Annotated in this window: 20 protein-coding genes; 10 read left to right on the forward strand and 10 right to left on the reverse strand. The window is 65.4% G+C overall.

The window, feature by feature from the left end:
- Positions 1 to 4 precede the first annotated feature (4 nt).
- From MBENS4_RS18185 to MBENS4_RS18195, 3 genes are read right to left on the reverse strand one after another with little or no spacing between them, the layout of a single operon-like run.
- Entirely contained in the window at positions 5 to 691 is a 687-nt protein-coding gene (locus tag MBENS4_RS18185; RefSeq protein WP_052322520.1) for a hypothetical protein, read from the reverse strand.
- Positions 688 to 1,284: a TadE/TadG family type IV pilus assembly protein gene (locus MBENS4_RS18190; RefSeq protein ID WP_039393439.1), complete on the reverse strand. Its 597-nt coding sequence runs from the start codon at positions 1,282 to 1,284 to the stop codon at positions 688 to 690. The genes MBENS4_RS18185 and MBENS4_RS18190 overlap by 4 nt, the downstream gene beginning before the upstream one ends.
- The gene (locus MBENS4_RS18195; RefSeq protein ID WP_039393441.1) at positions 1,281 to 3,173 is read right to left on the reverse strand and encodes a Tad domain-containing protein; all 1,893 of its coding nucleotides are present in this window, start codon (positions 3,171 to 3,173) and stop codon (positions 1,281 to 1,283) included. The genes MBENS4_RS18190 and MBENS4_RS18195 overlap by 4 nt, the downstream gene beginning before the upstream one ends.
- Before the next feature lie 276 nt (positions 3,174 to 3,449).
- On the opposite strand from MBENS4_RS18195, the gene MBENS4_RS18200 reads away from it, so the two are divergent.
- On the forward strand, positions 3,450 to 4,163 hold the full coding sequence (locus MBENS4_RS18200) for a hypothetical protein (RefSeq protein ID WP_242405006.1): 714 nt from the start codon (positions 3,450 to 3,452) through the stop codon (positions 4,161 to 4,163).
- Between the two features lie 75 nt (positions 4,164 to 4,238).
- Positions 4,239 to 4,724 carry a hypothetical protein gene (locus tag MBENS4_RS18205; RefSeq protein ID WP_039393443.1) on the forward strand — a complete coding sequence of 162 codons (486 nt, stop codon included), beginning with the start codon at positions 4,239 to 4,241 and terminating at the stop codon, positions 4,722 to 4,724.
- Positions 4,725 to 4,787: 63 nt separating this feature from the next.
- Here MBENS4_RS18205 and trmFO read toward each other — a convergent pair whose 3' ends face one another.
- The gene (gene trmFO / locus MBENS4_RS18210; RefSeq protein WP_039393445.1) at positions 4,788 to 6,152 is read right to left on the reverse strand and encodes a methylenetetrahydrofolate--tRNA-(uracil(54)-C(5))-methyltransferase (FADH(2)-oxidizing) TrmFO; all 1,365 of its coding nucleotides are present in this window, start codon (positions 6,150 to 6,152) and stop codon (positions 4,788 to 4,790) included.
- Positions 6,153 to 6,341: 189 nt separating this feature from the next.
- Here trmFO and MBENS4_RS18215 point away from each other — a divergent pair, with 189 nt between their 5' ends.
- On the forward strand, positions 6,342 to 7,010 hold the full coding sequence (locus MBENS4_RS18215; protein WP_242405007.1) for a hypothetical protein: 669 nt from the start codon (positions 6,342 to 6,344) through the stop codon (positions 7,008 to 7,010).
- 98 nt (positions 7,011 to 7,108) lie between these two features.
- Here the strand turns inward: MBENS4_RS18215 and MBENS4_RS18220 are convergent, their stop codons facing one another.
- A complete protein-coding gene (locus MBENS4_RS18220; protein ID WP_039393449.1) occupies positions 7,109 to 7,465 on the reverse strand; it encodes a DUF952 domain-containing protein in 357 nt (118 codons plus the stop codon).
- Positions 7,462 to 10,176 carry a DNA gyrase subunit A gene (gene gyrA / locus MBENS4_RS18225; protein ID WP_445321529.1) on the reverse strand — a complete coding sequence of 905 codons (2,715 nt, stop codon included), beginning with the start codon at positions 10,174 to 10,176 and terminating at the stop codon, positions 7,462 to 7,464. The genes MBENS4_RS18220 and gyrA overlap by 4 nt, the downstream gene beginning before the upstream one ends.
- Before the next feature lie 424 nt (positions 10,177 to 10,600).
- Here gyrA and MBENS4_RS18230 point away from each other — a divergent pair, with 424 nt between their 5' ends.
- Positions 10,601 to 11,917, forward strand: coding sequence for a hypothetical protein (locus tag MBENS4_RS18230; protein WP_039393454.1), 1,317 nt, complete (start codon positions 10,601 to 10,603; stop codon positions 11,915 to 11,917).
- A 179-nt stretch (positions 11,918 to 12,096) separates the two neighbouring features.
- Here MBENS4_RS18230 and MBENS4_RS18235 read toward each other — a convergent pair whose 3' ends face one another.
- Positions 12,097 to 12,750 carry a carbonic anhydrase gene (locus MBENS4_RS18235; protein ID WP_039393456.1) on the reverse strand — a complete coding sequence of 218 codons (654 nt, stop codon included), beginning with the start codon at positions 12,748 to 12,750 and terminating at the stop codon, positions 12,097 to 12,099.
- A gap of 154 nt (positions 12,751 to 12,904) precedes the next feature.
- Here MBENS4_RS18235 and lipA point away from each other — a divergent pair, with 154 nt between their 5' ends.
- Positions 12,905 to 13,837 carry a lipoyl synthase gene (lipA, locus tag MBENS4_RS18240; protein ID WP_039393458.1) on the forward strand — a complete coding sequence of 311 codons (933 nt, stop codon included), beginning with the start codon at positions 12,905 to 12,907 and terminating at the stop codon, positions 13,835 to 13,837.
- A gap of 81 nt (positions 13,838 to 13,918) precedes the next feature.
- Positions 13,919 to 14,365 carry a type II toxin-antitoxin system RatA family toxin gene (locus tag MBENS4_RS18245; RefSeq protein ID WP_039393459.1) on the forward strand — a complete coding sequence of 149 codons (447 nt, stop codon included), beginning with the start codon at positions 13,919 to 13,921 and terminating at the stop codon, positions 14,363 to 14,365.
- Between the two features lie 145 nt (positions 14,366 to 14,510).
- Here MBENS4_RS18245 and MBENS4_RS18250 read toward each other — a convergent pair whose 3' ends face one another.
- The 3 genes from MBENS4_RS18250 to MBENS4_RS18260 are packed head-to-tail and all read right to left on the reverse strand — an operon-like array spanning position 14,511 to position 16,817.
- A complete protein-coding gene (locus tag MBENS4_RS18250) occupies positions 14,511 to 15,011 on the reverse strand; it encodes a CinA family protein (RefSeq protein WP_039393461.1) in 501 nt (166 codons plus the stop codon).
- A 1-nt stretch (position 15,012) separates the two neighbouring features.
- Complete coding sequence (locus tag MBENS4_RS18255; protein WP_242405008.1) at positions 15,013 to 15,606, reverse strand: hypothetical protein; 594 nt, start codon at positions 15,604 to 15,606, stop codon at positions 15,013 to 15,015.
- A 26-nt stretch (positions 15,607 to 15,632) separates the two neighbouring features.
- Complete coding sequence (locus MBENS4_RS18260; RefSeq protein ID WP_039393463.1) at positions 15,633 to 16,817, reverse strand: bifunctional 2-C-methyl-D-erythritol 4-phosphate cytidylyltransferase/2-C-methyl-D-erythritol 2,4-cyclodiphosphate synthase; 1,185 nt, start codon at positions 16,815 to 16,817, stop codon at positions 15,633 to 15,635.
- 80 nt (positions 16,818 to 16,897) lie between these two features.
- Here MBENS4_RS18260 and dusB point away from each other — a divergent pair, with 80 nt between their 5' ends.
- The 4 genes from dusB to MBENS4_RS18280 all read left to right on the forward strand — a co-directional run bounded on the left by dusB (position 16,898) and on the right by MBENS4_RS18280 (position 22,809).
- On the forward strand, positions 16,898 to 17,926 hold the full coding sequence (gene dusB / locus MBENS4_RS18265; protein WP_039393465.1) for a tRNA dihydrouridine synthase DusB: 1,029 nt from the start codon (positions 16,898 to 16,900) through the stop codon (positions 17,924 to 17,926).
- Positions 17,923 to 19,047 carry a two-component system sensor histidine kinase NtrB gene (locus MBENS4_RS18270; protein WP_039393467.1) on the forward strand — a complete coding sequence of 375 codons (1,125 nt, stop codon included), beginning with the start codon at positions 17,923 to 17,925 and terminating at the stop codon, positions 19,045 to 19,047. The genes dusB and MBENS4_RS18270 overlap by 4 nt, the downstream gene beginning before the upstream one ends.
- Positions 19,047 to 20,468 (forward strand): nitrogen regulation protein NR(I), encoded by a 1,422-nt coding sequence (gene ntrC / locus MBENS4_RS18275; protein WP_039395432.1) that lies wholly within the window; start codon positions 19,047 to 19,049, stop codon positions 20,466 to 20,468. The genes MBENS4_RS18270 and ntrC overlap by 1 nt, the downstream gene beginning before the upstream one ends.
- 124 nt (positions 20,469 to 20,592) lie before the next feature.
- Positions 20,593 to 22,809, forward strand: coding sequence for a HAMP domain-containing histidine kinase (locus tag MBENS4_RS18280; protein ID WP_039393470.1), 2,217 nt, complete (start codon positions 20,593 to 20,595; stop codon positions 22,807 to 22,809).
- Positions 22,810 to 22,830: the final 21 nt, after the last annotated feature.

Genomic DNA, 22,830 nt, shown 5'->3' on the forward strand with positions numbered 1-22,830 from the left:
GCGCTCAGGCGGCGGTGTCGGTGAACTTGTCGCAGGAGGAGACCGGCGCGTGGGCCTGCCCCTCGACCTGGTAGATCTGCGAGAGATCCCGGCTCGATCGCACCGTGTAGGAGGCGGTGCTCTCGATCCGGCGTGCGCCCATCAGGGCTTCGGAAATGAGCGGCCGATAGGTGTAGGCGATCTCCACGAAGACGACCGCATCGCCGCTTTGGGCGAGCACTTTGCGATCATCCGGCCCGATGCCGTCGGGCAGCTCATCGCCTTCTTCTCCGTAGCTGGACACGATCTTGAGCGTGCCCATGCAGCGCTGCCAGTGGATGTACTGATCCCCGTCCGCATTGACCTCCAGACTGCTGACGATCACCCGCCCGTTTTCGTAGAGATCCATGCCCGATCCGGCCTGGACCTTGGCGCCCAGCAGCAGGTCGTTGATGTCGGCCTCGTAGATCTTGCGGTTCTCCAGGGTCGAGATGTCGCCGATGCGCGAGGGTTGTCCGCGACCTGGACAGCCAGCTGGCCCACGCGCAGCGTCGTCAGCGAGTAGTTGGCCAGCTCGATGCCGGCGAGGCCCGCCCCCAGAAAGAACGGGAGCACCAGGGCTGTCTCGGTTACCGCGACCCCGGCACGCGCCGGGCAGGGCCTTGAGGCGGCGCGCGACAGTGGCGATCGCGGGGCAGAGCTGGCGGATCATGGGCAGTTCCCGATGCTGGGCGGAGCGTCGTTGGTCTCGTAGGGCTGGTTGCGCAGCACCGTGCGCGCGCGCATCGTGAAGGTGTCGCTCATGCCCAGGAACGCGGCGACGGGGAAGGGGCGCGGATAAGTGACCTCCACCTCGTAGAGCACCGCATCGCGGGCGCTGCCCTGGCCGCGCGTGCCCTGGCTTGCGTCCCATGTGCCGTTGCCGTTGGCGTCCTCGAACGGTTCGCCCGCGTTGCAGGTCCCATCGCCGTTGACGTCGGTGAAGTCCTCCGGCGCGCCGATGTCCGAGAACGAGGCGTAGGCCGTGCGCTCGAAGGTCAGTTCGGCGGCCGGTGCAATCGCATGGACGGCCTCGCGCACGCGCTCGTCGAGTTGGCTTGCGCGGCCTGCCGCGCCCTCGATGGTCGAATCGCGCGCGGCCTTCTGGATCGAGCCTTCGAGCTGTTCGGCGGTGTAGACGTTGTAGCCCAGGTCAAAGAGCCCGAAGATCGTGAGCAGCATGACGGGAGCTACTAGCGCGAACTCCACCGCCGCAACGCCGCGCCGGTCCCGCGCCCAGACCTGGAAGAGATCGCGCCGGCTCATTGCACGATCCTGAGGTCGCCCATGGCCTTGGCGATGGCATCGAAGGCGTCGTTGAGCTGGTCCGCATTGTCGGCCTGGAACCAGTGGCCCGGCCCCGCACAGGACTTGAGCATGTCGGTCATTTCGGTGCCGAAGCCGATCACCCAGACGGTGATGTTCTTCTTCTTCACCTCGCTGCAGGCATAGGAGAAGCGCTTCTCCACGGTCTGCGTCAGCGAATAGGGCGAGGAGGGCGACCAGCGGCGCTCGCTCAGCGGCTCGATCCCGTAACTGCCATAGCTGAAGTCATTAGGCGCCGTCTCGCCATCGGTCAGGAAGATCATGTGGCGCGTCGTCGGGCGCTGGTTCACGTCCGCATTCTCGCTGGCGAAGATCCCGGTGGGGGACAGCAGGCGTCCGCCCCAGATCATGCCGATGTCGTGGTAGGTGCTGCCTTCAGGCCTGAGTGCGTCCACATAGCTCGCGACTTCGCTCGCCGTCATCTCGGCCAGCTTGTGCGCGCGCGAAGGGCAGGCGGTGACGCCGTAGTTGCTGGCCTGCAGGTAGTTCTCGTCGGTCATGACCGGCTGCTTGGAGAAGCTGCCACCGGTCGCCTTCCAGGCGCGCTCGAAGGAAATCTCGTGAAGGATCGGGCGCCACTGGGTGCCGGGCTGGGTGGCCTGGGGGACGCGGTCGATATCGAGATCGAGCGCCTTGGTCAGATCGACATTGTCATAATCGGTGATCTGGTAGGTGTCGCGCTCTTCAATGCAGCCGCGAAAGCTCGCCGACATGTTCTCGGGGGTCGGCGAGGGATTGCCATACATGCGCACGCGAAGAGCGCCGCCCTTGTAGAGTGCGCTGCCGGACGAACCCTTCAGCGAACGCACGTCGAGCGCGACACTGGTGTACTGCCACTTGTAGACTTCCTTGGTCTCGACACCATCTTCCTGCTTCAATGTGCGGTAGACGTAATCGGTGTAGCGGGTCGGCGTCACGGTGAAGCCGCCGTCGGCGGGCGCGCAGGCGAACGTGTCGCCTTTCACGCGGGTGTCCCACACCTCGTATCCGGTTCCCGAACCATAGGCGATCATCTGCCAGGTTGCAGTGTCGCCGGGACACTCGGTGTCGAACCAGCTTGCCAGCGAGGCGCGCGTTCCGCTGAGCGTCTGGTAAGTGTACTTGTACTTCGGCACCGTTTCGGTCTTGCCGGTGCTCTTGGCGATGCGGCCTTCGTAGCTGGCCGTATTCACCATCCAGTCCGAGCGCAGCAGGTACCCCACGTTGACGTTGGTGGAATAGGGCACGAAGCCGTAGCGGATACGTACGCCCGGCGTCTTGCTGCCTTCCAGCTGGGCGTGGAAGTCCTTCACCACGCGGCGCAGGATCGTGATCTTGGTTTCGCTGTCCCCGGCATTGGTGAGGTCCATCGAGCCGGTCGTATCGAGCACCATCATCACGTCGGTGTTCGAGTAATTGAGCTTTGCCTCGCAGCGTACGCGGACGGGAATATGCGTTCTTCCAAAGATGCGCATGATCGTGGTGGGCACCGAGGCACTGGCCAGGCCCGAGATCGAGAAGTCGCTCTCCAGCGCCATCTGGAAGGTCCGATCGCGCGAGCCGTAGGCGCCTTCGCCGAAGTTGCCATTGAAGAAGCGGTTGCCGATCACCGAGACTTCGGTCGGAACCGTGCCGGTGGTCACGACCTGCGAGCCTAGCGCCTTGCGCGCGGCGAGCACGCCCGAATCGCAGGCCTGCTGGAGGCGGGTCTCGGACAGGTAGCTGCGACCCATGTCGATCCCTCCGCCGACGAGCGCGAGCAAGGGCGTCACCGCAGCTGCAAAGATCAGGAAGGTGTTGCCGCTGCGCTCACGCGCAAGCCTTCGAAGGCAGGACAGAACCTGCCGCATGCGATCACCTTGTCCCGGGGGACGCGTCCTATGGTTCATCGGTTGGTAAATGCCTGCTGGGGTAGCTCTGTCCCGAATACCGCTAAATTCCTTATGAATTGAGGAGTAATCGTAGTTAATAGCGGTCTGGTCAGGTTCCCTGATGGTGCAATGCTATCGTTTGCAGTCTGCAAAGGGGAAGAATGGCGGAATTGCGCGGTGCAGCCGCTGGCCCGGACCGGCCTGGCGCGCGCGCAACGCTTGCAAGTGTGGCGGCGGAAGTTAAGAGACGCAGCTGTGTCTGAACAAGAATCCGCCGCCGGACCCGCTCCGCTGAGCTCCGCGCAGATCGAGGAAAGCCTGCTTGCCTCGCTTTCCCCGCTTGCCCGTCTTGCGCTGTCCTATGCGCCGCAACGCACCCGCCTGCAGACGCTCGCGCTCTTCGCACTCGACGCGCGACTTGCCAACCTGCTGCGTCACTCCTCCGAGCCCATGCTTGCGCAATTGCGGCTCTCGTGGTGGCGTGAGACGCTGGGGCAGGATGCATCGGCCTGGCCGCAGGGCGAGCCCTTGTTGGCGGCCTTTCGCACCTGGACGGGCGGACATCACGGCGCGGTGGCGCTCGTCGATGGCTGGGAAGCGCTGACCGCGCCCGCGCCGCTGACGCACGGGGCTCTGCAATCCATGGCGGACGGGCGCGCGCGGGCTTTCGGTGCCTTCGCCCAGGAGGTCGGCTGCGCGGCAGCCGCCGGGCAGGCCGAAGCCATCGGCCGCGCCTGGGGGCTGACCGATCTTGCGGTCCGCCTGAGCAAGGAAGAAGAGCGCGCCGCGGTCGAGCGGCTCCTGGCCAACAACGGGGCGACGACACGTGGACATGTGCCGCGCGCGCTGCGCCCACTCAAGGTTCTCGAGGTCCTTTCGGCCCGGCGTCATGCCAAGGGCAGCGAAGAGGCGGCCCGTTCGCCTGGCGCCTTGATGCGCGCCATCGGGGTCGGGCTGCTCGGGCGCTAGCTGCGATGAACGATCTGTAATTTTACGTAGAGAACGATCTCCGCCACTCTTGGGCTCAGGCGAAGGGGGGTGGAGATGAGCCGCGTCGTGCTGGGAGCTTTCGGGGCCTTGTGCCTCGTTGCGCTTGGCCTGTTCTGGTTGCAGGGGCGCGCTCTTGTCGAGAGTGCCGCGCCGCCGCCTGATGTCATTCCGACGCTGGGGAGCGGGGATGACGATGCGCTTCCGTCCTATGCGGCGGACGATCTGGAACTTCTGGTGGGGCCTGCGCCGCCCGAGGCCGACGAGCTCTCGCGCGAGCAGCGCCGCTTCGCGCGCTATGACCGCGACAGCGATGGGCGTATATCGCGCAACGAGATGCTCTCGACCCGGACCGCGGCGTTTCGTGCGCTGGACAAGGACGGCAACAACCTGCTGACCTTCGAGGAGTGGGCCGTCACCACGGTCGACAAGTTCGAGTACGCCGATGTCGATGGCAACGACTGGCTGACGCCCAAAGAGTTCGCGCGGACGGCACCGCCACCGCGCAAGCCCAAGCCTAAACCCAAGTGCGCTTGCGATTGAGCTCCCGCGCCTGTCCAACGCTGGACGAATGGTGTCGGGCGATGGACAGGCGGGCTATGAGTGTCAGTTCGCCGGGGTCAGTCCGGCGATCCAGGGACCGAACTCTTCCTTGGCGCGCGCGGTGTAGGCCTCCTTGCGCTGCTTCTTGGAGACCTCGTGGAGCGGTGGGAAGAGCCCGAAGTTGACGTTCATGGGCTGGAAGCTCTCGGCCTCCGCGTCGCCGGTGATGTGTGAAAGGAGAGCGCCCATCGCGGTCGTCGCGGGCGGGGCCTGCCAGGTGCGCCCGGTCAGTTCGGCCGCCGTCATCAGGCCGGCCATGAGGCCAACCGCAGAACTCTCTACATATCCCTCACAGCCCGTGATCTGCCCCGCAAAGCGCACGTGCGGCGCGGTCTTGAGGCGCAGCTGGCGGTCGAGCAGGACAGGGGAATTGAGGAAGGTGTTGCGGTGCAGGCCGCCCAGGCGCGCGAACTCGGCGTTCTCCAGGCCCGGGATGGTCCGGAACAGGCGCACCTGCTCGGCATGCTTGAGCTTGGTCTGGAAGCCGACCATGTTCCACAGCGTGCCCAGCTTGTTGTCCTGGCGCAGCTGGACAACGGCATAGGGCCAGCGGCCGTTGGGATGCTCGGGGGTCGCCCAGTGCGGGTTGTCGAGGCCAACCGGCTTCATCGGCCCGAAGCGCAGCGTTTCCACCCCGCGTTCGGCCATGACCTCGATCGGCATGCAGCCGTCGAAGTAGGGGGTGTTGGCCTCCCAGTCCTTGAACACGGTCTTCTCGCCATCGACCAGGCCCTGATGGAAGGCGATGTACTGCTCCTTGGTCATCGGGCAGTTGATGTAGTCCTTGGTGCCGCCACCGACCTTGGAGGGCTTGTCCCAGCGCGAGGCCATCCAGCAGATGTCCATGTCGATGCTGTCGCGGTAGACGATGGGCGCAATGGCATCGAAGAAGGCCAGGCTGTCCGCACCAGTCGCCGCGCCGATGCTGCCGGCCAGCGCCTCGGCGGTGAGCGGGCCGGTCGCGACAATGGTGGTGCCCTCGGTCGGAAGCTGATCGACGCGTTCGCGCACGATCTCGACGTTGTCCAGCGCGGACAGGCGCTTCTCGACTTCGGCGGAGAAGGCGTCGCGGTCGACTGCGAGCGCAGAGCCGGCCGGGACCGCAGCGACCTTGGCTGCGCCCATGATCAGCGAATCGCAGGCGCGCATTTCATGGTGGAGAAGGCCGACCGCGTTCTTCTCATCGTCGTCCGAGCGGAACGAGTTCGAGCACACCAGCTCGGCCAGGCCATCGGTCTGATGCGCGGGCGTGCCTTCGCCGGTGCCGCGCATTTCCGAGATGCGGACCTGAAAACCGCGACGGGCCAGCTGCCAGGCGGCCTCGCTGCCGGCCAGGCCGCCGCCGATGATGTGAACCTTCTGTGTCATGGCTGAGGCGCCTAGCCGTTCTGCTCGCTGGCGGGAAGAGGGGGATTGCGGGGCACGAACCGATTTGGGGGGATGACTTGCCGGGCTGGAACGGACAAACAGGGATATTCAGGCGCTTGCACCCATACACCGATGCGGCGGGGCGCGGATGATGGAGGTTGCAAGACAGATATGCCCCGGCGCGCACTCGTGGAACGACGACCCTGGCTCCTCACCAGCCTTGCGCTGGCACTCGGTCATGCCTGGTTCCTTGTGTCGCACACCCCGGTTCCGGGTGTCTACTGGATGGCTCTGGAGGCGCTGCCATTCGCCTTGCTCGCGGTCTATGCGCTGCTGCGCCACAAGGGGCGCGATACCCAGCTTCTCGCCGCCATGCTCGGGTTCGAGGCGCTGGCAGGCGCGCTGACAGGCTTCTATCCAGGCTTTGCGCGGATCGTGCTGATGCTGGGCTGGTTCGCCGGACTTTCGCTCTTCCTCAGCCACCGAAGCCACGATCCTGACATCAACAGGCGGATCGGAACCGCCGGGCTTTTCCTGCTGACGCCGCTCCTGTGCTATTTTGCCGCGAGCCGTGTCGGCGTTCCCGTGCCGCTGTTCTACGGTCTGGCTCTGGGTGGTCTTGCGGCGTCGGCCTGGATGAGCACCTTCGTGCAGAGCCGCGTCGGTGTGGGCGGCGTCCTCATCGTGGTGGGCGGTGTGCTCCAGATCACGGTGCCCGAATACCTGGCGGGAGAGGCACCACAGGCGGTGATTGCCTGGCTCGCTCTCTACTTCGGCAATCTGGTCCTGGCGACTGGTGTCACAGGAGAGCTGCGCCAGCGCGAGGAAATCGCGCGGATCGATTGGGACGATTTTTAAGGAAGAAGAGGAAAATCCGAGGGCCATTGCCCTCGGGCTCCCCATAATGTCGAGCGCATCTCTCGCGGCCAGGTTGGTGCGCGAGGTGAGGGCGCTGGTCAGGCCGGAAGAATCAGCTCGCCGTCCGGGTCACGTGAAACCGGGGCGTACGCCATCACGGCCGACATCGGCAGTTCGCCGTAGAGGTGGGGAAACAGCGCGCCGCCGCGCGAGACTTCCCAGCGGATGGCGCCCTCAAGCGTATCGAGATTGACCGCGACGAGGTGCAGATCGTCCTGCCCGGCGAAGTGCTTGACCAGCGTTTCGTTCACCTGTCCGGCGTCGGAAAGGTGAATATAGCCATCGGCCACGTCGATCGGTGCGCCGGTGAAAGCCTGGTCGCGCAGCAGTGTTTCCATCTGCGGCGCGGTCAGGATCTTGTAGGCGACGCCCGTGGTCGCAGGGCCGCTGTTCATGCTTCGCTGTCGCCTTCCGGCGCTTCACTGTCCGGAGCCGGGGTGTCGGTCGCCGGAGCGTCCGTGCCCGCTTCGACGGCGATGTCCTCGATTTCCTCTTCGGCCGGTTCATCGAGGCGCACCGCGCCCACGACCTGCTCGCCCTTCGAGACGTTGAAGAGGCGCACGCCCGCGGAGCCGCGTCCGATGACGCGCATGGTTTCAAGCGGGAGGCGGATCATCTTGGCCTGGTCGGTGATGAGCATGAGCTGCTGCTCGCGCGTCGCCGGGAAGCTGGCCACCACATCGCCGTTGCGGGCGATGTTGTCGATGTTGGTGATGCCCTGGCCGCCACGACCGATGCGGCGGTACTCGTAGGCCGAGGACATCTTACCATAGCCGTTGGCGCAGACCGTGAGGATGAATTCCTCGCGCTCGGCCAGTTCGGCCTGGCGCTCCTCAGAGAGCGAGCAGGTGCCTTCGCGCTCACCCTTCCAGGGGGCGAACTTGAGGTACTCGTCGCGTTCGTCCGATTCGGTGCCCACGCGGTGCAGGATCGAGAGCGAGATGACCCGGTCGTCGTCCTTGAGGTTCATGCCGCGCACACCCGTCGAGGTGCGGCTCGAGAACGCGCGGACCTGGTCGCCGGCAAAGCGGATCGCCTTGCCCTTGCATGTGGCGAGGAGCACGTCGTCGGTATCCGGGTCGAGCAGCGCCACGCCGATCAGGTAATCGTCGCTCGGCGTGCCATCGGCGTTGAGATCGAACTTGATCGCGTACTTGCCGTTGGAGGGAATGTTCGCGAACAGGTCCATCAGGTTGCGGCGCACGTTGCCCTTCGACGTGGCGAACACGACCGAGAGCTTGCCCCATTCCGCCTCGTCCTCCGGGAGGGCGAGCACGGTCTGGATCGTCTCGTCCTTGTCGAGGGCAGGCAACATGTTGATGATGGGACGACCGCGGGTCGTCGGGCCACCTTCGGGCAGCTTGTAGACCTTGAGGCGGTAGACCTTGCCTGCGGTCGAGAAGAACAGCACCGGATTGTGGGTGGAGGTGACGAACATCGTCGCGACGGCATCCTCCTCCTTCGTCGCCATGCCGGCGCGGCCCTTGCCGCCACGCGCCTGGGCACGGAACGTCGAGAGCGGGGTGCGCTTGATGTAGCCGTCCATCGTGACGGTCACGACCATGTCCTCGCGCTCGATCAGGTCCTCGTCGTCGATCCCGTCGAAGGCGGCGGTGATCTCGGACATGCGCGGCGTCGCGTAGGCGTCGCGCACGGCCTTCAGTTCGTCGCGCATGACGCCGTAGAGCTTCACGCGGTCGGCGAGGATCGAGAGGTATTCCTCGATCGCGGTGGCCAGTTCCTTGAGCTCGTCCCCGATCTCGTCGCGGCCGAGCGCGGTGAGACGGTGCAGGCGCAGGTCGAGGATCGCGCGGACCTGGACTTCGGACAGGCGGTAGACACCGTCCGTTTCCTCGGCGTTGGGCTCGATCGCCTCGACGAGGCGGATGTAGGGCGCGATGTCGCCGATCGGCCACTCACGGGTAAGCAGCTTGGCGCGCGCATCGGCCGGGTTCGACGAGCCGCGGATGATCTTCACCACTTCGTCGAGGTTCGAGACCGCAACGACCAGGCCGAGCAAGATATGCGCGCGGTCGCGCGCCTTGTTCAGCTCGTACTTGGTGCGGCGGGTGATGACCTCTTCGCGGAAGTGGATGAAGGCCTGCAGGATGTCGCGCAGGCTCATGATCTCGGGGCGGCCGCCCCGGATCGCGAGCATGTTGGCCGCGAAGTTCGACTGCGCGGGCGTGTTGCGCCAGACCTGATTGAGGACGACCTCGGGCGAGGCGTCGCGCTTGAGGTCGATGACCACGCGCACGCCTTCGCGGTTCGATTCGTCACGGATGTCCGAGACGCCTTCGATGCGCTTGTCCTTGGCGGCCTCGGCGATCTTCTCGACCAGGTTGTTCTTGCCGACCTGGTAGGGGATCGAGGTGAGGACGATCGAGCGGCGGTCGCCGCGGCCTTCCTCGATCTCGTGGCGGCAGCGCATCATGATCGAGCCGCGGCCCGTCGTGTAGGCGTTGCGCGCGCCGCTCTTGCCCAGAATCAGCGGAGCGGTCGGGAAGTCGGGCCCCGGAATGATCTCGCACAGCTGTTCGTTGCTGGTGGTCGGATCGTCCATCAGCGCGAAACAGCCGTCGATCACCTCGCCCAGGTTGTGCGGGGGGATGTTGGTCGCCATGCCGACCGCGATGCCGCCTGCGCCATTGACGAGCAGGTTGGGGAAGCGGGCGGGAAGGACCGTGGGCTCGCTTTCCGAGCCGTCGTAGTTGTCGGCAAAATCGACGGTGTTCTTGTCGATGTCCGAGAGAAGTTCGTTGGCGCTCTTGTCGAGGCGGGCCTCGGTGTAACGCATGGCGGCCGGCGGATCGGGGTCCATCGAGCCGAAGTTGCCCTGACCATCGACCAGCGGCAGGCGCATCGACCAGGGCTGGGTCAGGCGCGCAAGGGCGTCGTAGATCGCGCTGTCGCCATGGGGGTGATATTTACCCATGACGTCACCGACGATGCGGCTCGACTTGCGATAGGGCTTGCCAGCGACGTAGCCGGCTTCCTGACACGCATAGAGAATGCGGCGGTGCACGGGCTTGAGGCCATCGCGTACGTCGGGAAGCGCGCGGCTCACGATCACGCTCATCGCGTAATCGAGATAGCTCGACTTCATCTCATCGACGATGTCGATACGAGCGTATTCGCCGTCAGGGGCGGTCGGGTCGAGGTTTTCGGTCTGGTCGCTCACGCGCTAGTATCGTCTTCTGCCAAGCTTTCAGGAACGGATAGTCGGCTCTAGGGCATGGATCGGGCGATTGCCACCACAAGCATGCACATGGCGCCAATTCCAACGTTCTTTTCCACAAATTCAAGGTGTGACGTGCTCGTCGGGCGGCATTGTGCGACGCCTTGGATGAGACACCTGGGGAACATGCTGCGGCCAAGTGCATTCAATCCGCGTTAAGCCGTAAGCCTTTAGGTCGGCTGCAAGGTTGCCAACGGTGGAATTCATCGCCATCACGCGGCGGACTGTCGAATTTACCCGGGAGAGGCGCACGAAGCGCATCCCCGCAGTGCAAGAGGAGTAAGCCTGGATCATGGCTCGCAAATTCCTGATTTCCCGTGTGGCCCTTGCGGTCGCGCTCTCGAGCGGCCTTGCGGTTTCGGTGGCCCCGACGGCCGCTGTCGCGGCCAAGAAGGACAAGGGTGGCTCGGCCGACTACTCGAAGGAGTTCGTCGCCGAATTCATGCCTATCCAGGAAGCCGACAAGAAGGCGCGCGCCGCGCTGAACGGCACCCCTAATGACGAGACGATGGCCGCGGCCGTTGCGGTCATGAACGCGGAGCTGGGCGGCAACGCCAAGGCGGCCTACGAGAAGGCGGCCACCGTGGCCACAACCCCGGACGACAAGAACGTCCTGGGTGACTTCATGCGCTTCTTCGCGATCATCTCGAAGGACAATGACCTCAAGATCAAGGCGCTCAAGATGCGTCTCGACAGCGGCAAGGTTGCGGCCGACCAGATCGGTCCGGTCAACTATGACCTTGGCGTCACCTACTATCAGCAGAAGGACTTTGCGTCCGCCGCGCCGTACCTGAAGGCCGCCAAGGATGCCGGCTACCAGGATCCCAACAACCAGCTCGACCTGCTGCTGGCCGACACCTACAAGCGCTCGGGCAACTCCGAAGCCGCGCTTGCGATGGTCAAGGAAGACATCGCGGCAGCCCAGGCAGCCGGTCGCGCGCCGTCCGAAAGTTCGCTGCGCTCGGCGCTCCAGTCGGCCTATGACGCCAAGGACCTGGCCGCCTCGACCGAATACGCTGCGATGCTGGCGCAGAACTATCCCTCGCCTGACACCTGGTACATCTCGTCCTCGATCGTGCGCCAGCTCGCCAGCCTGCCCAAGCAGCAGAACCTCGATCTCATGCGCCTGATGTACGAAACGCAGGCCATGAAGGACAAGCGCGACTACCTCGAGTACCTCGAGAACGCCGACCCGCGCGGTTATCCCGGTGAAGCGCTCAAGATCATGAACCAGGGTCTTGCCAAGGGCGCGCTCGCCAGCGCGGACCTCGGCACCGAGAAGGCGGACACCGAAGCGCGCGTGAAGTCGGACAAGGCCTCGCTGCCCTCGCAGGAAGCCGACGCGGCCAAGCCTGGCGCGACCCTCGCCACGCTGACCAACGCGGGCGACGTGTTCCTGAGCTACGACGAGAACGCCAAGGCCGAGACCTTCTACGCGCGCGCTCTGGAAAAGCCGGGCGTCGATGCGAACACCGTCGCGCTGCGCCTGGGCATCGCGCAGGCCCGCCAAGGCAAGTTCGCCGAGGCCGAGGCCACCCTCGCCAAGGTTGGCGGTGCCTCGAAGCCGGTCGCGGAGCTGTGGTCGGCCTACGCCGCCAGCAAGTCCTGATCGACGGATAAGGGCAGGGCGGCCGGATCTTCCGGTCGCCGCCCCAGCCTGCGGGCAATGAAAAAAAGGAGGCGATGGACCTAGTGTCCATCGCCTCCTTTTTTGTGGCCATGCAAATGGCCGGTTGTCGAGCGTGGGACAGGGTGCTGTCCCGCGCTCGACAGAATTACGGCTGCCGATCAGGCGGCGGGTTCGAATTCCTTCGTTTCCGGGTTCATCAGGTGCAGGATGCCGTCGGAGATGGCGAAGAACGAACCGCGCAGGGTGAGCTCTCCGCTGGCGACCTTTTCCTTGACCCAGGGGAAGGTCATCAGGTTCTCGAGGCTGACGCGCACGCCGGCGTGCTCCATCTCGATCTCTGCGGCACGGCCGCTGTCGCCATGGTCGGCAACGACCTTCTCGCGCGCCTCGTCGAGGAGCGAAATCCAGTCGTCGACGAAGCCGCCCGCGCCCGGCGCATTGCCGCGCAGGCTCTGGCTGAGCGCAGCCTTGCAGCCGCCGCACATGCCGTGGCCCATGACCAGCACTTCCTTGACCTTGAGCACCTGCACCGCGAACTCAAGCGCGGCCGAGACGCCGTGGTGGCCAGGCGTGGTCTCGTAGGGCGGGACGAGCGCGGCGACGTTGCGGACGACGAAGATCTCGCCGGGGTCGACGTCAAAGATCTGGCTGGGATCGACGCGGCTGTCGGAGCAGGAGATCACCATGACCTGCGGCTCCTGCCCGTCCTTGAGCTGCGCCCAGCGGTCACGGTTCTGGCTCCATCCGGAGGACCGGAAGCGGCGGTATCCCTCCACGAGATCTTCGAGCACGGGGGACTTGGCTTCGCTCATTGAAAACTCCTTGGGATTATCTGGCAAACCATTGCGGCAGGTATAACGCAGTTTCTTCCGTTGCGTTTCGCGTGCGCGACAAAGCACGATTGCGCGATCAATAGCGTGCATATTGGGGGTGGCAAGCGGCGCCGGGAGGGACTATCTGGGCCCCATGAACGATCTTTCCTCCGCTCCCAAGCCCGAACGCAAGCGCAAGCCCGACTGGATCCGCGTGAAGGCGCCGACCAGTCGCGGTTATGGTGAAACCCGCCAGCTGATGCGGGATCTCAGCCTCAACACGGTGTGCGAGGAGGCTGCGTGCCCCAACATCGGGGAATGCTGGGAAAAGAAGCACGCGACGGTGATGATCCTGGGCGACACGTGCACGCGTGCCTGTGCGTTCTGCAACGTGAAGACCGGCATGCCGGGACGCGTCGATCCCGCCGAACCCGAGCATGTTGCCGAACTCGCGCTGAAGACGGGCCTTGAGCATATCGTCATCACCTCGGTCGACCGTGACGACCTTCCCGATGGCGGCGCAAACCAGTTCATCAAGGTGATCGAGGCGCTGCGCGCGGCGACCCCCAAGACCACCATCGAGATCCTGACCCCCGATTTCCGGGGCAAGATGCGTCCCGCCATCGAGGCCATCGCCGCCGCGCGTCCCGACGTGTTCAACCACAACCTCGAGACGGTCCCACGGCTCTACCCGACGATCCGCCCCGGCGCGCGCTACTACGCCTCGCTGCGCCTGCTCGAAGAGGTCAAGGCGCATGATCCCTCGATCTTCACCAAGTCGGGCATCATGCTGGGCCTGGGCGAAGGCCGTCTTGAAGTGCACCAGGTCATGGACGACATGCGCTGCGCGGACATCGACTTCCTGACCATGGGCCAGTACCTCCAGCCTACGCCCAAGCATGCCGAAGTCGCCGAGTTCGTCACCCCGCAGGCGTTCAAGTCCTACGGCGCGATCGCCCGTGCCAAGGGCTTCCTGCAGGTTGCCTCGTCGCCTCTGACGCGCTCGAGCTATCACGCCGGCGATGATTTTGCGCAGATGCGGGCCGCGCGCGAAGCGCGTCTCGCCAAGGAACAGAAGAAGCGCTGAGCTCCGACGGCCCGCGGTCGCTGTCCAGAGCTGGACCGGCGCGGGCACGGAACTGGCCCACGGAAAGCCCGTTACACCCAAATGCCCGGAATTCATGAAACCTACCGGCTCCCGTACAGCGCGGAGCAGATGTTCGATCTCGTGGCCGATGTCGGCCGCTACCAGGAGTTCCTGCCCTGGGTCGTGGCGACCCGTGTCCGTTCGGACAGCGAGACCGAGATGGTTGCCGACATGCTCGTCGGCTTCAAGGCGCTGCGCGAGAAGTTCACGTCGCGCGTCGAGAAGACCCGTCCGCGCGAAATCCGCGTTCACTATGTCGATGGTCCGATGAAGGACCTCGACAACGTCTGGACCTTCCATCCGGTCGACGAGACCAGCTGCGATGTGGAGTTCGACGTGCGCTTCTCATTCCGCAACGCGCTGTTCGAGAAGCTGGCGGGCCAGTATTTCGACAAGGCCTTCCGCAAGATGGTGGCCGCGTTCGAGACGCGCGCCAGCGAGCTTTACGGCGCCCCTGCCGGAGGCTGACCGGTACGGTGGCTTGCCGTGGTTGCAATTTGTAACCACAGCGTCCGAGCTACACTTAAAGTGGTTTCTAAAGAAAACCCCGCAGGCGTCCTGCGGGGTTTTCTTTTGTTACCTTTGCCTTTCAAGGCTATGAAATAACGTCTTTTTAAGGAAGGAGGAGCTTGAGCGCCGTCAGCGCCGCCTGGTGGCGTATCGCGGCGCGGTCCTCGCCTTCGATGTGCTGCTGTTCGGCGTTGACCTCTTCGTCACCGCGAAAGGCGCGGGCGAAAACGACCGTGCCGACCGGCTTCAACTCGGTGCCGCCGCCCGGACCTGCAATGCCGCTGATCGCCACGGCGACGTCCGCGCGGCTCTGGCGCAGTGCCCCTTGCGCCATGGCCCAGGCGGTGGCGGGCGAAACGGCACCGAAGGCCTCGATCAGGTCAGGCTGGACGCCGAGCATTTCCTGCTTCGATTCGTTGGAATAGGTCACGAACCCGCGCTCGAGCACGGCCGAGGAGCCGGGCACTTCGGTCAGCGCCGCGCAGACGAGGCCGCCGGTGCAGCTTTCGGCCACGGCAATGGTGCGGCCCAGCGCCTTGTTCTCGGTGATCACGCGCTCGGCGAGGTCGAACAGGTCGGTCGGGAAGAGAAGCTGTTTACCCATGTCAGTCCTTGCAGATGGTCAGGCCGCCCAGCGCCTTCGAGTTGGCGGCACCTTGCCGGGCGATCGTCTCCGAGCGGGCCGCGACTTCGATGAAGAGCGCGATGAGCCCAGCGGTGTTCTGGGGTGGGAGCGGCGAGAGCAGGTCGATGGCAAAATCGATCTCCTCGCACGATTCCAGGTGAATGGCCTGCGCAACGAGGCCCGAAACGGTGGCATCGACGAGCGGCTTGAGCGTTTCGTCGGGAAGCTGTGCGGCGATCGCCCCCATGGCCTCGTCACGTCCGCGGCTGAGCTTGAGGAAGGCTGAACGCGCCTGCGGCCAGTATTGCTCGCGCGGGCCGGAGTAGCGCTGGACAATTTCCTGTCCATGGGTGGACAGGAAGGCGTCGGCGGGCAGCGCCTGGCGGCAGCGCCGCGCCGTTCCATCGATTACCTGGGGGAGCGAATAGGTCAGGACCGAACGGGCTTCGCTGCGGGTCAGGCAGGCCTGCGTGGCGGCGCTGGCGAGCGTTGGACACAAAGCGATGCTGGCGGCAAGTCCTGCGGCCAGCCCGCGGTGCGCATGTCGTCGAAGGCGAGAAGCAAATCGGGTCACCAGACGTCTCCTTGAAAAGCCTTGGGTCAGATCCGCACGAGGCTGACGGCGGCCTGGGCGGCAATGCCTTCGCGGCGCCCGGTAAAGCCCAGCTTCTCGCTGGTGGTTGCCTTGACGCTGACAAGCTGCGGGTCGACGCCCAGAATTTCGGCCAGACGCGCGCGCATCGCGTCGCGGTGCGGGCCGATCTTGGGCGCCTCGCAGATGATTGTCACGTCCGCATTGCCCAGCGCGTAGCCCGCTTGCGCCACGAGCGAGGCGGCGTGGGCGAGAAAGCGGTCCGAGGATGCCCCCTTCCAGCGCGCGTCGCTGGGCGGAAAGTGCTGCCCGATATCGCCGGCCGCAATCGCGCCGAGCAGTGCATCGACGAGCGCATGGATGGCCACGTCGGCGTCGCTGTGGCCGGCCAGGCCGTGGGTATGCTCGATCTTGACGCCGCACAGCCACAGGTCTTCGCCTTCTTCCAGCTGGTGGACGTCGAACCCGGTACCCACGCGCATGGGCGGCGCGGCGGGGGTGAAGTCGTGGCTGTAGGTCAACTTGTGCAGGGCTTCGTCTCCTTCGACGAGGGCAATGTCGCAGCCCCAGGCCTGGGCGACCTGGGCGTCGTCTCCGGCGCTGGCGGGACCTTCCCAGGCGCGGTGGGCGTTGAGGATTTCGGTGAATCGGAAGGCTTGCGGGGTCTGGATCCGCCGCAGGTCCTCGCGCCGCGCGCTTGCGCCCATCCGCGGCCCATGCGCGCCCGGCTCACTGTGGGCAAGGCTGTCGACCACCGGGAGGGCCGGGATTGCGCCCTTGTGGTGCTCCAGTGCGGTGAGCAGCCGTGCGATCACCGCCTGGGGCAGGATCGGCCGCGCGGCATCGTGGATCAGGACATGCTCGGGCTGCGAACCGGCCAGGACTTCAAGGCCAAGACGCACCGATTCCTGCCGGGTTTCGCCGCCCGCTGTAAATATCACCCCGGCGATGCCGGAAAGCGCCTCGCGCGCCACGGGCCCCGCGTTTTCGGGGATCACGACGCAAATCGGAGCGATTCCAGCGGCGGCGAGGGCCTCCACCGAATGGCGCAGGACCGGCTTGCCGCGCCAGTTCGCAAACTGTTTGGGGAGGGGCTGTCCAGCGCGCAAACCCTTGCCCGCAGCCACCACCACGGCGGCGGCTCTGGGTGTGTCGGATATGGCGCGGGGGGGAGTCGAAGTGCTCTGCGTCATCGCGATTGCGGGTAATCGCTTGCTGCGGCGAGGGCAATCCACTATGCGCCTGCCTGTTTTTAGGCAGTACTGCACAAGATATGACTCGAGACGACACTCACCTGCCGGCCGCGCCCGCGCTCAAGCCCATCGACATCGGTCCCGTGCGGATCGACTGTCCCGTCGTGCTCGCGCCAATGACGGGGGTTTCCGACCTTCCGTTCCGCAAGATGGTGCGCAGCTTCGGCTCCGGTCTCAACGTGACCGAGATGATCGCCAGCCCGGCTGCGATTCGCGAGACGCGCGTCTCGGTGCAGAAGGCAATGTGGGATCCGTGCGAGGATCCGGTTGCGATGCAGCTCGTCGGCTGCGAGCCCGCCCAGATGGGCGAGGCCGCCAGGCTGGTCGAGGATCGCGGCGCGGCGATCATCGACATCAACATGGGCTGCCCGGTGCGCAAAGTCGTCAACGGCGATGCCGGTTCGGCGCTGATGCGCGACGTGCCGCTCGCGACCCGCCTGATCGAGGCAACGGTCAAGGCGGTCAAGGTCCCGGTGACGGTCAAGATGCGCATGGGCTGGTGCCACGACAGCCTCAACGCGCCCGAACTTGCGCGCATTGCCGAGGATCTGGGCGCGCGCATGATCACTGTCCACGGCCGCACCCGCAACCAGATGTACAAGGGCAGCGCGGACTGGAGCTTCGTGCGCAAGGTCAAGGATGCGGTCTCGATCCCCGTCATCGTCAATGGCGACATCTGCGGTATCGAGGATGCGGCGAACGCTCTGGAGCAGTCGGGCGCGGACGGCCTGATGGTCGGGCGCGGCGCTTACGGCAAGCCCTGGATCCTCTCGCAGATCATGCAGTGGTGGCGCGGCCAGGAGGTCGCTGCCGAGCCCGATTTCGGCGCGCAGTACGCGATCATTCGCGAACACTACGAAGCGATGCTGGAGCACTACGGGCGCGACACCGGCGTCAAGATGGCCCGCAAGCACCTGGGTTGGTACGTCAAGGGCATCAAGGGCTCGGCCGAGTTCCGCAACCGCGCGAACTTCATCGACGATCCCGACGAAGTGCTGCGCGCGCTGGCCGAATTCTACGCCCCGTATCGTGAGGCGCAGGCCGCATGAGCGAGGCGGCGGGCATCACCTTGCCCGAAGCCGACCGCGTTCTGGCCAGCCTTCCGCAGGCGGTCGTGCTGCTCGAGCCGGGCCTGCGCATCGCCTCGGTCAATCCGGCCGCGGAGCAGTTCTTCGGCCAGTCGCTGCGGCGCCTGGTGGGGGTTGGCCTGCGCGAGCTTGTCGATGTGACAAGCCCGCGAGTGCTCGATCGCCTGGACGACTATGAGACACCGGTCTCGGCGCGCGAACTGGCGGTGCAGGTCAAGGGCATGGGCATGCGCCGGATCGACCTCAACGTCGCGCCGGTTGCCGATCATCCCCGCTGGCAGGTGCTGACGATCCACGATCACACGACCGCCGAGGCTCTGGGCGACGATTCGGGCGGTTTTGATGCCGCTGCGCTGCGCGGGCCCGAGATCATGGCGCACGAGATCAAGAACCCGCTTGCCGGGATCCGCGGGGCGGCGCAGCTCCTGGCGCGCCAGGTCGACGAGAAAGGGCACGCGCTGACCCATCTCATCACCAGCGAAGTGGACCGCATCGCCGATCTTATCGGGCGCATGCAGGACCTCAGTCGCCAGACGGCTCCCGCCATGGCTCCCTGCAATCTGCACGAGGCGGCGCGCCGCGCGATTGACGTGATCCACGCCGGACGTGCCGAGCACCCGGAATACTGCACGATTCAGGAGGAGTTCGACCCCTCTCTGCCCCCGGTCCTGGGGAGCGCGGATGCGCTGGTGCAGGTGATTATCAACCTGCTGTCGAACGCGATGGAAGCCAGCCTCTCGCAAGCCGTGCCCCGCGTCATGGTGCGCACCCGCTTTGCCAGCGGGTTGCAGCTGCACACCACCGAGGATGGCAAGCCGCTGCGCCTGCCGGTCGAACTGCGCGTGACCGACAACGGGGCAGGCGTGGCGCCGAACCTGCGCGAGCACATCTTCGAGCCCTTCGTTACCAGCAAGAAATCGGGACAGGGGCTGGGCCTGCCGCTCGTGCGCAAGCTGGTGCGCGAGATGAACGGGCGTATCACGCATGAGCGCGACGACGTGAAGGGGCTTACCCACTTTCGCGTCCACTTGCCGCTTGCGAAGGAAACACGAAAGACACTCTTGGGAGGGAGGCCATCGTGATCGAAGTCCTGTTGGTCGAGGACGATCCCTCGATCGCGCTTGTCATCGATGCGGCGCTCGTCGCCGAAGGCGCGAACGTGACTCATGTCGAGACGCTGGCCGAGCGCGACCGGCTTTTGCAGCGGCAGCGCTTCAATGCGCTGGTGACCGACGTCATGCTGCCCGATGGGGATGGGATCGAGACCCTGGGGGTGGTGCGCACGCTGTGCCCCGAGATGCCGATCGTCATTCTCTCGGCCCAGAACACGCTCGACACCGCCGTACGCGCGACCGACACCGGGGCCTTCGAGTACTTCCCCAAGCCCTTCGACATCGACGAACTGGCGCGCACGGTGTGCCAGGCGGCGGGCAGCGCGGGCGGTGGAGATGCTCTCGAGGATGAGGATATCGTCGAGGATGGCCTGCCGCTGGTGGGCCGCAGTCCTGCGATGCAGTCGGTCTTCCGCATGATCACGCGGGTTCTGCGCAATGATCTGACCGTGCTAATCCTGGGCGAATCGGGGACGGGCAAGGAACTGGTCGCCGAGGCCATCCACCAGCTCGGCAATCGCCGGGCGGGGCCGTTCATCGCGGTCAACACCGCCGCGATCCCGGCCGAGCTGATCGAAAGCGAACTGTTCGGGCACGAGAAGGGCGCCTTTACCGGGGCGGTCGCGCGCCATGTTGGCAAGTTCGAGCAGGCGGCGGGCGGCACGCTCTTTCTCGACGAGATCGGGGACATGCCGATGCAGGCGCAGACGCGTCTCCTGCGCGCGCTCCAGTCGGGCACGATCCGCCGCGTGGGCGGGCAGGAAGACATCCGCCTCGACGTGCGCATCGTGGCGGCCACCAACAAGTCGCTCGAACCCGAGATCGCGGCCGGGCGCTTTCGCGAGGACCTGTTCTACCGCCTCAACGTGGTGCCCATTCACATGCCGCCCCTGCGCGAGCGGCGCGATGATATCGAGGTCCTGGCCCGCCATTTCCTCCAGCAGGCCGCAAGCGAGGGGCTGCCGCGCCGTCAGCTGACCCCGGCGGCTTCGCGCCTGCTGGGCGAGCAGGCCTGGCCGGGCAACGTGCGCGAGCTCAAGAACTTCATCTACCGGCTCACCCTGCTGGCGCGTGAAGACATGATCGACGTGGAAGTCGTTGTCCCGCTGCTGCGCCAGGCGGCAAGTGCAGAGCCTGCGCCCGAGGGCGATCCGGAAAGGTCCGATATCGAGACGGCTATCGTCCAGTGGCTGGAAAGCGCGCAGCCCGCCTCGGGAACGATCTACGCCTCGGCGCTCGCGGCGCTGGAGCGCCCGCTCTTCGCCTCGATCCTGCGCCAGACCGCTGGAAACCAGCTGCGCGCGGCGCAGGCCCTGGGGATCAACCGGAATACCTTGCGCAAGCGGCTGAGCGAACTGGCTCTCGACCCTGAGGAATTCGCCCGGCGTTAGTCTTCGTGGCGGCAGAAGGCGACGCGGATACCGCGTCGTCTCGCCGATATGTGCCTGCAACCGAACGCAGGACGCAGATTTGGAACTTGCGCTGGCGCAACAGGGGTGTTGTATAGGTGCAACGATGAGTGCAGTACCCGCGACACGACGAAACTGGCCCCGGTGGTGGAGGCGCTTCCAGATTGCCGCGCGCCGGGCCAACATCTTCGCGGTGATCGCCGCGCTGTGCGTGGTCGCCTTCGTGGTCATGAGTTCGATCACCTGGATCAGCCTCAATTCAGGGTGGGACGCGGCGCGGCCCATTCCCTCCAATCTCACGGCAACGCTCCTGGTCGGCATGCTGGTGCCCGCGATGGCGCTGATCGTGCTTCTCGGGCGCTACATAGCCCTACAACGCGCGGCGGAGAGTATCGGCGGCACCGGGCAGATGCACGTGCGCCTGGTGTTCATTTTCTCGCTCATTTCGGCGATTCCGACGCTGCTGGTGGTGGTTTTCGCCTCGTGGTTGTTCCAGTCGGGTGTCGAGTTCTGGTTTTCCGACAACTCGCGCGGTCTCCTCGAAAACGCGAACAAGCTGGCGCGGGGCTATTACGAGCAGACGGTGCGCGACGTCGGTTACGAATCGGTCGCGATGGCAACGGATTCTCGCCGGGAATTGGAGAGCCATCCCGCCGTTAGCCAGACCTTCCAGCGCTTTCTCGCCAACCAAGTCCTGCTTCGCAATCTGTCGGTTGCGGCGGTCATCCAGATCGATTCCGATGGCGAGCAGCGCACTCCCATCATCGTTGATCCGGACAACAAGTCCGAAAACAACCGCCTGAGCAAGGAAATGCTCGAACGTCTCGACAAGGGTGAACCCTATGTCGCGGAATCGAAGGATAACCGCATCGTCGCAGGCGCCCCGATCGAGCGTCAGTCGGGTGTTTACCTCCTGGTTGCGCGCACCAATGATCTTGTTTCGCTGAGCCAGGGGCAGCGCGCCGAGAATATCGTGCAGGCCTACGAGGTGCTCACCAGCCGCGCGCGGATCATGCAGTTGCAGTTCAACGTCGCGCTGTTCGTCGCCTCGCTGGCGCTGGTCGGGCTCTCGGTCTGGTTCGCGCTGCGCTTTGCCGACCGGCAGGTGCAGCCTCTTTACGAGCTGGTCGAGGCGGCGCGCCGCGTGGGGGCGGGCAACTACTCGCTGCAACTGGAGGGGCGCACCGGCACCGACGAGATCGGCCTTCTCAACCGCGCCTTCAACCGCATGACCGCGCAGATCGACAAGCAGACGCAGGCGCTTCTGGGCGCAAACCGCCAGCTTCACGAGCGGCGTCTGTTCATCGAGGCCGTTCTGGAATCGGTGACCTCGGGCATCATCTCGCTCGACGAGAAGGGCTGCATCCTCCTGATGAACAGCTCCGCGCTCAAGCTCACCAACCAGGACGACGTGCCCGAGGGCATGCCGATTGCCGAACTGGCCCCGGCCATTGCGACCATGATCGAGAGCGATGACCGCAGCGGCATCGTCCAGTTCAGCCGGGGCGGCGAACTCCTGACCCTCGCCGTGAAAACGAGCCGCGATGCGACCGGCCACGTCATCACTTTCGAGGACATCACCCGCCAGCTGGTCGACCAGCGTACCGCGGCCTGGTCGGACGTCGCGCGCCGTATTGCGCACGAGATCAAGAACCCGCTCACGCCGATCCAGCTGGCGACCGAGCGTCTCAGCCGTCGCTACCGCAAGCAGATCACCGACAATCCGGAACTCTTCGAGGACCTGACCGCCACGATCATCCGCCAGGTCGGCGATCTGCGCCGGATGGTCGACGAGTTTTCCTCGTTCGCGCGTCTGCCAAAGCCGGTGTTCCGCGCGGAAGATCCGGTCGCGCTCACCCGTCAGGCGCTGTTTCTTCAGGAAGTCGCACGCCCCGATGTCGAGTTCACCTTCGCCGCCGAGGATGAGATCGGCACCATCGATTGCGACCGCCACCAGTTCGGCCAGGCTATGACCAATGTCCTCAAGAACGCGGTCGAGGCCACCGAGGCCAAGGCGCGTGAGGCAGGAGAGGGCTACAAGGGGCGGATCGCGGTGGACGTCACGGCCAGCGACGACTGCATCAAGGTGCGTGTCGCGGACAACGGCATCGGTCTTTCGCAGGCGCGCGAGCGGATTATCGAACCGTACGTCACCACCCGCGAGAAGGGCACCGGCCTGGGCCTCGCGATCGTCAACAAGATCGTTGAAGAGCATGGCGGCGATATGACCTTCACCCCCGCCGAGGGCGGGGGAACGGTGGTAACTATGCGCTTCGCAGCCGACCCGCTGCTGCGCCAGCGCAAGCAGGAGGCCGCCGAATGAAGCCGGCCATGCGGGAACCCA

Origin of the sequence: Novosphingobium sp. MBES04 (assembly GCF_000813185.1) — a bacterium.
GTDB lineage: Bacteria > Pseudomonadota > Alphaproteobacteria > Sphingomonadales > Sphingomonadaceae > Novosphingobium > Novosphingobium decolorationis.